Origin of the sequence: Streptomyces sp. NRRL S-337 (assembly GCF_000720175.1) — a bacterium.
GTDB lineage: Bacteria > Actinomycetota > Actinomycetes > Streptomycetales > Streptomycetaceae > Streptomyces > Streptomyces siderophoricus.
Window position 1 is genome coordinate 98065 of the sequence record NZ_JOIX01000002.1, and the last position, 12876, is coordinate 110940.

The 12876-nt window shown below is 70.1% G+C and carries 11 protein-coding genes and 1 pseudogene; 2 read left to right on the forward strand and 10 right to left on the reverse strand.

Annotated elements, in window-relative coordinates:
* Positions 1–136: 136 nt before the first annotated feature.
* The 3 genes from IG62_RS46985 to IG62_RS0102695 all read right to left on the reverse strand — a co-directional run bounded on the left by IG62_RS46985 (position 137) and on the right by IG62_RS0102695 (position 2837).
* Positions 137–931 (reverse strand): hypothetical protein, encoded by a 795-nt coding sequence (locus IG62_RS46985; protein ID WP_158794955.1) that lies wholly within the window; start codon positions 929–931, stop codon positions 137–139.
* 319 nt (positions 932–1250) lie between these two features.
* Entirely contained in the window at positions 1251–1676 is a 426-nt protein-coding gene (locus IG62_RS0102690) for a hypothetical protein (protein ID WP_030797068.1), read from the reverse strand.
* A gap of 456 nt (positions 1677–2132) precedes the next feature.
* Positions 2133–2837, reverse strand: a complete 705-nt coding sequence (locus IG62_RS0102695) for a GNAT family N-acetyltransferase (protein WP_030797071.1) — start codon at positions 2835–2837, stop codon at positions 2133–2135.
* A 533-nt stretch (positions 2838–3370) separates the two neighbouring features.
* On the opposite strand from IG62_RS0102695, the gene IG62_RS0102700 reads away from it, so the two are divergent.
* The gene (locus IG62_RS0102700) at positions 3371–4657 is read left to right on the forward strand and encodes an MFS transporter (RefSeq protein WP_030797074.1); all 1287 of its coding nucleotides are present in this window, start codon (positions 3371–3373) and stop codon (positions 4655–4657) included.
* Entirely contained in the window at positions 4654–4959 is a 306-nt protein-coding gene (locus tag IG62_RS0102705; RefSeq protein WP_030797077.1) for a sulfurtransferase TusA family protein, read from the forward strand. The genes IG62_RS0102700 and IG62_RS0102705 overlap by 4 nt, the downstream gene beginning before the upstream one ends.
* 188 nt (positions 4960–5147) lie before the next feature.
* Here the strand turns inward: IG62_RS0102705 and IG62_RS0102710 are convergent, their stop codons facing one another.
* The 7 genes and pseudogenes from IG62_RS0102710 to glyA form a co-directional block, all read right to left on the reverse strand.
* Positions 5148–5666, reverse strand: a complete 519-nt coding sequence (locus IG62_RS0102710; protein WP_030797079.1) for a GNAT family N-acetyltransferase — start codon at positions 5664–5666, stop codon at positions 5148–5150.
* A 491-nt stretch (positions 5667–6157) separates the two neighbouring features.
* A pseudogene (locus tag IG62_RS44135) lies at positions 6158–6441 on the reverse strand (L-serine ammonia-lyase, iron-sulfur-dependent, subunit alpha); the annotation flags it as partial.
* 2 nt (positions 6442–6443) lie between these two features.
* A complete protein-coding gene (locus tag IG62_RS0102720; protein ID WP_030797082.1) occupies positions 6444–7085 on the reverse strand; it encodes a sarcosine oxidase subunit gamma in 642 nt (213 codons plus the stop codon).
* Positions 7078–9963, reverse strand: a complete 2886-nt coding sequence (locus IG62_RS0102725) for a sarcosine oxidase subunit alpha family protein (RefSeq protein ID WP_030797084.1) — start codon at positions 9961–9963, stop codon at positions 7078–7080. Before IG62_RS0102725 ends, IG62_RS0102720 begins: the two co-directional genes overlap by 8 nt.
* Complete coding sequence (locus IG62_RS0102730; RefSeq protein ID WP_030797086.1) at positions 9960–10256, reverse strand: sarcosine oxidase subunit delta; 297 nt, start codon at positions 10254–10256, stop codon at positions 9960–9962. The genes IG62_RS0102725 and IG62_RS0102730 overlap by 4 nt, the downstream gene beginning before the upstream one ends.
* A 24-nt stretch (positions 10257–10280) precedes the next feature.
* Positions 10281–11501 (reverse strand): sarcosine oxidase subunit beta family protein, encoded by a 1221-nt coding sequence (locus IG62_RS0102735; RefSeq protein WP_030797088.1) that lies wholly within the window; start codon positions 11499–11501, stop codon positions 10281–10283.
* Positions 11498–12811: a serine hydroxymethyltransferase gene (gene glyA / locus IG62_RS0102740; RefSeq protein ID WP_030797089.1), complete on the reverse strand. Its 1314-nt coding sequence runs from the start codon at positions 12809–12811 to the stop codon at positions 11498–11500. The genes IG62_RS0102735 and glyA overlap by 4 nt, the downstream gene beginning before the upstream one ends.
* Between the last annotated feature and the right edge of the window lie 65 nt (positions 12812–12876).

A 12876-nucleotide genomic window follows, 5' to 3' on the forward strand; every position in this document is an offset into this window, starting at 1 on the left:
CTGTCTGACCCGTCTGGCCGGCCCGACCGGACAGACCGCCCCGGGCGCCGCTTTCGTCAGGCGCCTGGCCACGCGCTTGCCAGTGACGCCTCTGCGGGTCTGCGGGACGGGCTGTCCTCACATCCAGGCTTCTGGGTTACGGGTTTCCGTAGCGCCATCCTTGCCGCAGAAGGCGGTCCACAGCTTGGTCGAGCAGGGCTCGGCCCTCCCCGGCGTGCCACCAGAGTGACCAGTTGACGTGAATCACCACCTCGATGAATTCGTCGTACTCGTGCCCGTCGGAGTAGACCGTGCCGAAGGACTTGTGCGCGGCCAGCAGGAACGGGTACCTCACACTGGTCTCCGGCGTGGTCACCCAGGTGCGGCCGTTGGCACGCTCACAAGGGACCACAACGCGACGCAGTTTGTTGTCGTGGTCATCGATGCGCAGTTCATCGTTCTGCATGTGCCGGTCGGGTTCAGGCAACCGGGCCCAGGTGTGGTCCACAAGCATCTCCGCCCAGGCCAGGCGCCGGCCTTCGGGTGCCTCACACGGTTCGTCAAGCAGGCGGTCGACAAGGGTGAGCATCGACCGCTCGTCGACCGTGGCTGTCTCCACGACCTGAGGGTCCACATAAGGTGGGCGGGCGTCGGGCGGCGACTGCGGTGTCTTGAGAAACCAGTTCCCTCGCGACGGACAGCCGTCGGCCGGCCAACCGTACTCATCCACCCAGTTTCTGGTCGCACAGAACGTCAGGGGCCTGATGAGCCCTTCGCACAGCATCGCCAGCGCTCGGACAGCACATTGAGCGGTTATTCGCTCCAGCTCGATCGGATCCCGGTCAGGCGCGGATGCCCACTGAAATCCGCGCTCCAGTACGATCGTTCGGCTGTCGCTGAAGATGTAATGCTCGGTCGGCTCTGGGCGCTCCGACGGTCTCGTGTTTCTCATGGACCTCGATTATGCGACTGAGCGCAGCACCGACGGCCGGCGCCAGTTCAGGAGCCTGCTCCGCTGGCCGTCTCCGCCAGCCCTCCTGCTGCGGATGTCTTCCCCCACCCCCGCATCCGCATCCGTATCCGTATCCGTATCCGCCCGGAACACGACGACGGCCTTTACCAACCCAACGGGGTCGTACAGGCCGCCGCCACACACGCCCCCGGATTGCCCCACAGAGACCGCGGGGTCGGGGGCACCGGCGCGTCATTCATCGTCCGCGCGTGGCCGCAGGCAACGGTCGTGCTGGCTGCCCGCAGCCGCGCTGCGGGGATTAACGAACCGCGACCTTCGCCACGTCAGAGGTCCTCTCGCGTACGGGATGGCGGTCGTGCGGGCTGGTCAGGCCGTACAGAACCGCTCGGTATTGATGGACGCCGCTGTGCGCGGCCTTGACGTGTGCGGTGGCCCGCGCGTCGGTGCCCGTGTCGACCACGGCGCCACAGGTCACCCGGTGCCAAGCCTGCCCGCCGCTGCGGCCCTCCAGGCATATCTGCAGGTAGCTGGCAGCGTCGTCATCCCCGTGTGCCGTGACCTTGAAGGCCTTGCCAACATGCGCCGTGTGCGGCGCCGTGATCTCCACACTCCCCTTGGCGAACGCCGGCACGGCGGCCAGAGCCACCGAGGCCAGACCCAGCGCACCGACCACGGCCACACGACCGCCCCGCGCCCTCATCCCGGTCTTCTTCGTCCTGGTCATGGACTTCCCTCCCGTGGATCTCCCGGACATGGTGAGGCCCACCCGTTCTCGTAGGCGCCCGGTGCGCCTCGCTGACTACCCAGATGGGCTGGCCGCCCCGCCCGTTGCGTCCTATCCGGCACCTTTACCAATCCATGACAAAGCATCCTGACCGGGCCGATCCCACATCAAAGCGAAAAAGCCACTGGGAAGAAGTCGGCACGAGGGAAGGGGCCAGCCCCGACATCGGACTTCACAGGGCCGCATCGGGCATGTCGGCCATGTGCCGGGCGTCGCGCTGCTGCGTGCTCTGTGGGTCGTACTACGCGAACCAGGCGTCCAGTCTCGCGCGGTCAGAGGCGCTGCTGTCGCGTGTGTGTCTGCTTGGGAAGCAACCGTGAAGGGCGGACAGGCACCCTCGACCGAAGGGCTGGTGACAGGGCTGCGTTCGTGTGATGTCTGGCCAGTCAGTCCCGGTCACGGAGTGCGGAAGCCGCGAAAGGTCACGTGCTTGCGGGTCGCGAAGCCGAGTCGTTCGTAGAGCGCGATCGCGCCGGTGTTCGCTTCGGCCGCGTGCAGGAAAGGGCGTTCGTTGCGAGCCAGGATGCGTGTGATGAGGGTGCTGACCAGGCGGGCGGCGTGGCCTTGCCCGCGTGCTTCGGGGGCTGTGCAGACTGTGCTGATCTCGGTCCATCCCGGTGGCCGGAGCCGTTCGCCCGCCATGGCCAGCAGTCTGCCGCCGTCGCGAATGCCGAGGTAGGTGCCCAGTTCGTGGGTGCGTGGCCAGAACGGTCCCGGTTGGGTCTGTGCGACCAGGTCGAGCATCTGGGGTACATCGGCTGCACCCAGTTCGACCAGTTCGGGGCCGGTCGCGGCAGGAGCCTGGTCGGGTCGGCTGTTACCGGGCCAGATCAGCTGTCGGCCTTCGAGGACGAAGACCGGCTCCCAGTCCGACGGTGGGGACGCCGGGCAGCTGAACATGTCGGCGAACGCCTCGTGACCGAGGAGCCGCGCGAGGTCTGCCCAGTCCGCCGCGTCGGCATCGGCCGGTACCGCCGAGAAGGTCGCGACGTGCGGCAGGTAGGTGGCAGCCCGGCCGAGTCGGCGCCCAAGACCTGCATGGCGGCCGCGTAGCGACTCGCCCACCGGGTCGTCCAGTGCCGTGGTGTCACCGCTTGTCATCGTGCTGTGCCCTTTCCCGATGGGTGCGCTGTCGGCCGAGCGGCGCGATCCCGCCCGGCGCGTTCCCCAGTCTGGATACATGGATACCTGCTGGCGTATCCGGTAGTGGCTAGTGGCTCCGGGGTGTTGAAGTCATCACCGCTGTTGATCTCCTGGCACCGCGGCCAACCCGGCACTGCCGTCAATCGGCCAATCTCCCGGCACCGCCGTCGGTCTCCCCGGCGCCCGTCGGCGTGGTGCTCAAGGCCGGTCGAAGGTTTCTGGGTCGCAGCCCCCGAGCAACTCACAATTGCTGCAAGGCACTTGTCTCGCGCCCGACCCGGACGGCGACCATGTACACCGCACCGACGGCCACCTCCTTGTCGACATCCGATAGCAGTAGATGTCCGATAGGAGTCGACATCCGATAGGAGTGGACGTCCGACAGCAGTCGACGTCCGGCAGCAAGGGTTCAGCGACCTCAGCAGCGAACGTCCAACGTCCTCCCACTTCACATCGCCCCAGCCGCCGCACCGGAAGGAAGAATTCGTCCCGTGACCAGCACCGGCCCGGCCGCCACCGCCGGCATATCCCCCCGCCCCGAGGTGCAGCGCCGCACCCTCACTGTCCTGGTCACCAGCCAGATCCTCAGCGGGGCCGGGCTTGCGGCCGGCGTTACCGTCGGGGCCCTGCTCGCCCAGGACATGCTCGGCTCCACGGACCTGGCGGGGCTGCCCAGTGCGCTGTTCACCGCCGGTTCGGCCCTCGCCGCTGTCGCGGTGGGCCGTATCTCCCAGGCCCGGGGCCGCCGGCCGGGTCTGGCCACGGGGTACCTGACCGGGGCAGTCGGCAGCGCAGGTGTGGTCGCCGCCGCCCTCGCCGACAATCCGGTCCTGCTGTTCCTCGCCCTGTTCGTCTACGGCGCCGGAACGGCCACCAACCTTCAGGCCAGGTACGCCGGAGCCGACCTCGCCACACCCGGCCACCAGGCCCGCGCCGTGTCCACCGTCCTGGTCGCCACCACCCTCGGCGGCGTCATCGGCCCCAACCTCGCCGCCCCCACAGGCGCCTTCGCCGCACACCTCGGCGTCCCCCGCCTCGCCGGACCCTTCATCCTCTCCGGCACCGCCTACGCGCTGGCCACGCTCGTCCTCGCCCTATGGCTCCGCCCCGACCCGCTCCTCCTGGCCCGCACCCTGGCCGAGGTGAAGGAAGCCGACGCCGCGACCGACGCGGCCGTCACCGACCCGACTACCACCACCCCTGGCAATACGGCGGACGGCCGTGGAGGCGTCGTCCTGGGCGCGCTGATCATGGTCCTCACTCAGCTCGTCATGGTCGCGATCATGACGATGACGCCGGTGCACCTGCACGACCACGGCCACGGAACCGCCGCCTCCGGCCTCGTCATCGCCGTCCACGTCGGCGCCATGTACCTGCCCTCGCCGCTGACCGGCTGGCTCGTCGACCGCTACGGCCGTAGGAAGATCGCCGCCGCCTCCGGCATCACCCTGCTGACCGCCGGCATCCTGGCCGCCGCCGCGCCCGGTGACTCCGTCGCACTCCTGGCATGTGCCCTTGCCCTGCTCGGGCTGGGCTGGAACCTCGGCCTCGTCTCCGGTACCGCGATCATCACCGACACCGTCCCGCTCGCCACCCGCGCCAGGACCCAGGGCCTGGTCGACGTTTCCATCGCGCTCGCCGGAGCCACCGGCGGCATGGCCTCCGGCATCATGGTCGCCGCCACCAGCTACCCCGCCCTCGCCCTCACCGGCGGCATACTCTCTCTCGCGCTGCTGCCCGCCATCGCCGCCACCGCCTACCACCGACGAACCGCATGAACCACACGAACCCCATGCCCCCTGCGCCGGACATCACCATCGACGGCACCGGACTGCTGTGCGTCACCCTCCTGATGCGCATCCGCAAGGCCATCGACAGCGCCACCCCCGGCACCGTCGTCCACATCATCGCCACCGACCCAGCCGCCCCCCTCGACCTGCCTGCCTGGTGCCACATGACCGGACATCACTACCTCGGCCCCGTCCCCGGCAACGACCCGCCCGTCTACGCCCTCCGCATCTCAGCCCACGCGCTCCCCACCAAAGTCGACGCTCCTTGGCGTCCCACCGTCACAGACTGATCCCCCATCAAACCGAAAGGGCCCACGGAGGAGCGGTGGTTGCCCAAGCCGGAGGTGCTCGCACCCAGACCGACCGGGCAGGGGCGGCAACGGGGCAGCGGCGGCCTGGGCACGAGCCCGCCGTAGGACGGCTGGTGAGACATCGCGTCCTCACCGTGGGCGGTCAACTCACCCTTGGTCAACCTTGATCAACCGGCGGCCAGCGCACCGGGCCGAGTCCGGAAATCCGCAAGACTGCGGCGGTATGACAGACCGGGGCGACCAGAGAGCTGTGTCTCGCCGACGACCGCGAACCCTGAGCGAGCCAGCACGGCCCGCGATGCGGCATTGTCGAGCGTGGTCGCGGCCCGCAAGAAGGTCAGCCCGTAGCTGTTGGCAGCGAGGTCGCACAGCTTGCGCACGGCTCTGGTGGCCAGCCCCCGGCCTGCGGCACGCTCCGCGATCCGGTACCCGAGCTCGGCAGCGCCATCCGCCACGTCCATGAGGTTGATACGGCCCAGCACCTCGTCTTCGGCACCGACCAGCACGTGGAAGTAACAGACACCAGCCTCCTGCTCGGCGAGCAGGCCACGCAGTCGCTCGTCGAACCGAGCGAAGTAGTCATCACCCCGGTCGGGCACAGAGGCGGCGAAGTAGGCCCGGTTCTCCCGCTCGAAGGCGAGCAGCGCGGAGGCGTGGTCTGGACGGAGCAGCTGCATCTCGGGCATGACCACGAATATAGGCAACCCAACCACCGCCCGGCCCCTCTTTTATGGCAGCCCCGCACTCTGCGACTTCGGCAGTGTGATCATGACCGCTGACGCACCTGGTGCGGCGTCGGGGCCCGGTTCTCCGGAGCTGGGAGGCCCCGGTGGGTCCGATCTGCCCGACCTGCAGCCGGCTCTGCCCGGAAGCCTGGTACCTCAGTACGGTCTTGTTCCTGTTCGGCCTGCTCACACAGCCCCCGGGGCTTCCCGGTCGTGGACAGCCGAGTGCGGATGTCGGAACACGCTGCCCGCGGTTCGAGGGAGGCAGCCGACCGTCAGCGGAGGACCACCCTGCGCCTGCCCTGGACGAACACCCGTCCCTCGCAGTGCCACCGGGCCGCTCGGGCCAGGGCTGCCGACTCCGCGTCGCGGCCGATGGCGGCCAGGTCGTCGGGGGTGTGGCTGTGCTCTACGGGCGCGCCGTGGCGGAAGCTGCGAGATCAGTCATGGTGTCAGCACTCGATTACGTTGACGGCGAGGCCGCCGCGGGCGGTCTCCTTGTACGTGCTCTTGATGTCCCGGCCGGTGTCGCGCATGGTCTTGCTGGCCTTGCCCAGGCTGACCTTGTGCATGCCGTCACCGGCCAGGGCGAGCCGTGCCGCGTTGATCGCGTTGTTGGCGGCGACGGCGTTGGGCTCGATGCAGGGATGTGGACCAGGCCGCCGACCGGATCGCGGGTGAGCCGCAGGTGGTGTTCGATGCCGACTTCGGCGGCGTTCTCGACCTGCGCGGGAGTCATCAGGGGACCTCGGGGCCGCGGTACTCGCGCATCGCATCGATGAGCCAGCGCGCCAGGTAGTCGGCGAACGAGGAGCGCGGGAACAGCCGGTACGTGGGCCTGTCATCGACCTGCCAGAGCAGGACCGCGACGGGGCCCACCGTGGTCGACACGGCCCGGCCGGGTGCGAAGGACCGGGGGTGCAGGTCCAGCGGGCAGCCCTTCTCCAGCACCTGCCGGGCGCTCGGGCCGCTCAGCTCCAGCGTGGTGCGGTTGGCGGAGACGTCCACGACCGAGCCCGGGGCTTCGGCGAGAGCCTCGCGCAACTCGGCGGTCACAGCGGTCGATTCGGCCTGGGAGAGTACGAGCCACTCGTCGGGGCCGAGCCAGCAGACCGTGTGGGGGCCGGCTGCGGACGTGTGGCCGCACTGCCGCGGGAGGGGTGCCCCCAGGGTCTTCTCGATGCGGGCGGCCGCTTCGGAAGCGGGGGCGACGCGCAGGTTCACCATGGTGAGGAACGGCCACTCGGTCAGCGTGACACCGCGGGCGCCGGTGACGGTGGCGGCGCGGATCAGCTCCTCCAGATGTGCCAGGGGGCTTCTGCGCAGTGCGGCTGGACCTGCGCCTGCGCCTGCGCCTTGGTCGAACGTCGGCTCAGCCATCTCGCTTGGTCCCTTCGGGGTCGTAGAGGACGGGTTCGGTGACCTGGACGGGTACCAGGTCGTCGCCGACGGGGGCGAAGAGTGTGTCGCCGACGCGGTCCCGGCCGGCGGCGACCAGGGCGAGGGCGAACGGGCGGCCCAGCGCCTCGCTGTGGTAACTGGAGGTGACGTGGCCGAGCATCGGCACCGGCCCGGCTTCGGGGGTGAGGGGCACGTCCGGCGCGACGAGCTGGGTGCCCTCGGGCAGCCGGGTCCGGCGATCACTCGGTAGCAGTCCGACGAGTTGCTTGCGGTCGGTGCGGGAGGTGTCGGCGCGGGAGTAGGACCGCTTGCCGATGAAGTCCTTCTGCTGGGATACCACCCAGGACATGCCCGCGTCCTGCGGGGTGACGGTGCCGTCGGTGTCTTGGCCGACGATGATGTAGCCCTTCTCGGCCCGCAGGACGTGCATGGTCTCGGTGCCGTACGGCGTGATGTCGTACGGGCGGCCGATCGCGTCCACCTCCTCCCAGACCGCCAGGCCGTACCACGCGGAGACGTTGATCTCGTAGGCAAGCTCGCCGGAGAAGGAGATCCGGCAGATGCGGGCCGGGACACCGGAGGCCAGGGTGGTCTCGCGGAAGGCCATGAACGGGAAGGCTTCGGCGGACAGGTCGACGTCGGGCGCGAGTTGGGCGACGACCTCGCGGGAGCGGGGGCCGACGACGGCGATCGTCGTCCACTGCTCGGTCACCGACGTGCAGTGGACGTCGAGTCCGGGCCACTCGGTCTGCAGCCACTCCTCCAGCCAGTCCAGGACCCCCGCGGCGCCGCCGGTCGTGGTGGTCATGAAGTAGCGGTTGTCGTCGAGGCGCAGCGTGACACCGTCGTCGAAGATCATGCCGTCCGGCTTGCACATGACGCCGTAGCGGGCCATGCCGGGCTTGAGCTTCTTGAAGGCGTTGGTGTAGACGCGGTTGAGGAACTCGCCGGCGTCCGCGCCCCGGATCTCGATCTTGCCGAGGGTGGAGGCGTCCATGAACGCCACTCCCCCACGGGCCGCGCGGCACTCGCGGGCCACGGCCGTGTCCATGTCCTCACCGGGCAGGGGGTAGTACCGGGGGCGCTTCCACTGCCCCACGTCCTCGAACTCCGCTCCGTGCGCGAGGTGCCAGCTGTGCAAGGACGTGGTCCGCTCCGGGTCGAACAGCTCGCCGCGCTCCCGCCCGGCGAGGGCGGCGAAGGCCACCGGCGTGTAGGGCGCGCGGTAGGCCGTGGTGCCGATCTCCCCGGGTGACGCGCCCGCGCCGAGGGCCTCGGCGATCACCCCTATCGCATTGACGCCGGACGTCTTGCCCTGGTCGTTGGCCGTGCCGAGCGAGGTGTAGCGCTTGACGTGCTCGACGCTGCGCATGCCTGCTCCGGTGGACCGCCAGACATCGGCGACGGTGACGTCGCGCTGCAGATCGACGAAGTGGGTGTCCCAGGCACCGGGCTCGCCTTCGGGGGCGGGGACCAGCCACAGGGCACGCGTCCGGCCCACGGACCGGGCATCGCCGGGCGACGGAACGGCGACCGGGAACCCGGCGTCCGTCGCGGCCTGCGCACCGGCCCGCGCCCCCTCGGCCAGACAGCCGTCGAGGTCGTACGTCCCGCGCGCCGCACCGACCACCTGCTGATCCCTTACGTTCCCGTCGGGCACGAAGGCGACCAGGTCCTCGTCCCAGCGCAACCGGCCCTGGCGCTGACTGTGCAGGTGCACGACCGGGCTCCAGCCGCCCGAGACGGCGAGCAGATCGCAGTCGAACGCCTGTGGAGAGCCGGTGAGTTGGCCGTCTGCGTCGAGCGACTGGACGGTGACGCCGGAGAGCCGGCCCCCGCCCGCGGTGTCGACCACCGCGCTGCCGGTCAGCACCCGTACGCCCGTCGCCGCGGCGACCTCGGCGGCCCGGTGGGACAGCTCCGGACGCGCGTCGACGACGGCGGCGATGTCGATCCCGACGGCGTGGAGATCGGCGACCGTGTCGTAGGCGCTGTCGTTGGTCGTGCTCACCACGGCCCGCGAGCCCGGAGCCACGCCGTACCGGTTGAGGTACGAGCGCACGGCTGCGGCGAGCACCACTCCGGGCCGGTCGTTGCCGGCGAAGACCAGCGGGCGCTCGTGCGCGCCGGTCGCCAGGACCACCTGGCGGGCGCGGAGGTGCCACAACCGCTGGCGGGAGACGCCCTCAGGAGCCGCCGCCGCTCCGAGGTGGTCGGTGCGCGTCTGCAGGGCCAGCACGTAGTTGTCGTCGTACGAACCGAACGCCGTGGTGCGCGGCAGGACGGTGACCTCGGGAGCGGCGTCGAGCGCCGCGCGGATGTCGGCGACCCATGCGAGGGCGGTCTGCGCGCCGATCGTCTCGGTGCCTGCGGAGAGCAGCGCACCGCCGGGCTCGGGCTGGTCGTCGACGAGGATCACCCGGGCGCCGGAGTCGGCGGCAGCGGCGGCGGCCGCGAGCCCGGTCGGTCCGGCGCCGACGACCAGGACGTCGGTGTGGAGGTACTTCTTGTCGTAGACGGCGGGGTCGGGGGCCGGGTCGAGCCGGCCCATCCCGGACAGGGTGGTGGCGGACAGGCCGTCGTACAGCTCCACTGCCGTCGCCGGGAGCATGCCCTCCGAGCATGAACCACCAAGCTGCAGCAGGGCGTTGGGCTCCTCGACTCCGGCGGCGACGATGCCGCGCGGGCGGCCGCGGTAGAGGGACGGCGCGACCTCGATGATGCCGTTGGCCAGCATCGCGGAGGCGACGGTGTCTCCGGGGTGGCCGGTCAGCTCACGCCCGTCGACGGTGAACCGCAGCACGGTGCGACGGTCGACCCGGCCGCCTTGCCGGAGCCGGAAGTGCTGGTCGGTCATCGGTTCCCTCCGGCCTGGGGCAGTTCGGGGCGGGGTTCGTCGAGCCGGTAGACGGCGAGAACGTCGTAACTGACGGTGTCCCGCAGGACGTTGAACCAACGGCGGCAGCCGAGGCTGTGCATCCACCGCTCGGCGAAGTGGCCCTTGGGGTTGTCGCGGTAGAAGACGTACTCGGCCCACTGCTCGTCGGTGAGGTCCGCGGGGGTCTCGGGGTAGGGGACATGGGCCTGTCCGCCGTAGTGGTACTCGGTCTCGTCACGCGGACCGCACCAGGGGCAGCTGATCAGCAGCACGGTGTCCTTCTCTCAGCGGGCGTTTCAGTGGGCCACGGCTGCGGCGCCGTGTTCGTCGACCAGTGCGCCCGTGGTGAAGCGTTCGAGGGCGAAGGGGGCGTTGAGCGGATGGGGTTCGCCGGTGGCGATGGTGTGGGCGAAGGTCAGTCCGGCGGCCGGGGTGGCCTTGAAACCGCCGGTGCCCCAGCCGCAGTTGACGTAGAGGTTCTCGATCGGGGTGGTGCCGATGATGGGGGACGCGTCGGGCGTGACGTCGACGATGCCGCCCCAGGTGCGCAGCACGTGAGCGCGGGCGAAGACCGGGAAGAGCTCGACAGCGGCCGCCATCTGCTGCTCGATCACATGGAAGGAGCCGCGCTGGCCGTATCCGTTGTACGCGTCGACGCCCGCGCCCATCACCAGTTCGCCCTTGTGCGCCTGCGAGACGTAGACGTGCACATGGTTGGACATCACCACGGTGGGGTGCACCGGCTCGTGCAGTTCGGAGACCAGCGCCTGGAGGGGGTGGGACTGCACCGGCAGCCGGAAGCCCGCCCGCTCGGCCAGCACGCTGCTGTGCCCGGCGGCCGCGAGGCCCACCCGGCCGGCGCGGATGCGGCCGCGGCTGGTCTCGACGCCGACGACCCGGTCACCGTCCTTGAGGAAGCCGGTGACCTCGCACCCCTGGATCAGGTCGACTCCCATGTCGTCGGCCCGGCGGGCGAGCGCCCAGGCGACGTGGTCGTGCTTGGCGATGCCGGCCCGCGGTTGATAGGTGCCGCCGAGGACCGGATACCGGGTGTCGGCCGAGACGTTGAGGATCGGGCAGACCTCGGCGACCTCGTCCGGTGCGAGCCATTCGGCGTCGACGCCGTTGAGGCGGTTGGCGTTGACCCGGCGTACGCCTTCGCGGACGTCCTGCAGGGTGTGCGCGAGGTTGAGCACGCCGCGCTGGCTGAACAGGAAGTCGTAGTCCAGCTCCGCCGGCAGTTGCTCCCACAGCTGGAGCGCACGCTCGTAGATCGCGGCGCTCGCGTCCCACAGGTAGTTGGAGCGGATGATCGTGGTGTTGCGCGCCATGTTGCCGCCGGCCAGCCAGCCCTTCTCCAGGACGGCGACCTTGGTGATGCCGTGGTGCTTGGCGAGGTAGTAGGCGGTGGCCAGGCCGTGACCGCCGGCGCCGACGATGATGACGTCGTACGAGGAGCGCGGCTCGGGGTTGCGCCAGAGCCAGTCGGGGTGCTCCGGGAGGGGTGTGGTGGTCATCCGGCGAATCCGTTCCGGTCGGCGTAGAGGGGGAACTTCCCGGCGAGCGTGGTGACGCGGCCGCGCAGCTCATCGGTGTGCTCGTCGGTGCGTTCCTCCTTGAGGGCGAGCGCGATGATGTCGGCGACCTCGCGGAACTCCGCGGCTCCGAAGCCCCGGGTGGCCAGCGCGGGGGTTCCGATCCGCAGCCCGGAGGAGACCATCGGCGGGCGCGGGTCGAAGGGCACCGCGTTGCGGTTGACGGTGATGCCGATGCGGTGCAGCCGGTCCTCGGCCTGCTGCCCGTCGAGAACGGAGTTCCGCAGGTCGACGAGGACCAGGTGGACCTCGGTGCCACCGGTCAGCACGGTGATCCCGGCCTCGGCCACATCGTCGGCCAGCAGCCGTCCGGCCAGGATCCGGGCGCCGTCGAGGGTGCGCTGCTGGCGCTCCTTGAACGCCCCGCTCGCCGCCACCTTGAAGGCCACCGCTTTTGCCGCGATGACGTGCTCCAGCGGACCGCCCTGCTGGCCCGGGAAGACCGCGGAGTTGATCTTCTTGGCGAGGTCGGCGCGGCTGAGGATCACACCACCGCGCGGGCCGCCGAGGGTCTTGTGCGTCGTGGTGGTCACGACATCGGCGTACGGCACCGGGTTCGGGTGGAGACCCGCGGCCACCAGGCCGGCGAAGTGCGCCATGTCCACCATCAGGTACGCGCCCACCGCGTCGGCGATCCGCCGGAACGCGGCGAAGTCCAGGCGGCGGGGGTAGGCCGACCAACCGGCGACGATCATCTTGGGCCGGTGCGCGAGGGCGAGCTGCTCGACCTCGTCCATGTCGATGCGCATGTCGGACCCGCGCACGTGGTACGGCACGACGTTGTACAGCTTGCCGGAGTAGTTGAGGCGCATGCCGTGGGTCAGGTGACCGCCGTGCGCCAGGTCGAGGCCGAGGATCGTGTCACCGGGCTTGAGCAGCGCGAACATCGCGGCCGCGTTGGCCTGGGCGCCCGAGTGCGGCTGCACGTTCGCGGCCTCGGCGCCGAACAGTTCCTTCACCCGGTCGACGGCCAGCTTCTCGATGACGTCGACGTGCTCGCAGCCGCCGTAGTAGCGGCGGCCCGGGTAGCCCTCGGCGTACTTGTTGGTCAGGACCGAGCCCTGGGCCTCCATGACGGCGGCCGGGGCGAAGTTCTCCGAGGCGATCATCTCGAGGGTCGACTGCTGCCGGTGGAGCTCGGCGTCCACCGCGGTGGCGATCTCCGGGTCGATCGTGCTCAGCGGGAGGGTGAGGGGCGAGGCGACCGTGGCGATCGACGGGTTCGTTGCCATCTGCACACCATTCTGGGAGCCAACTAATGAGCAACTGATATATCAGCCTGTGCGTTAAGGTATGG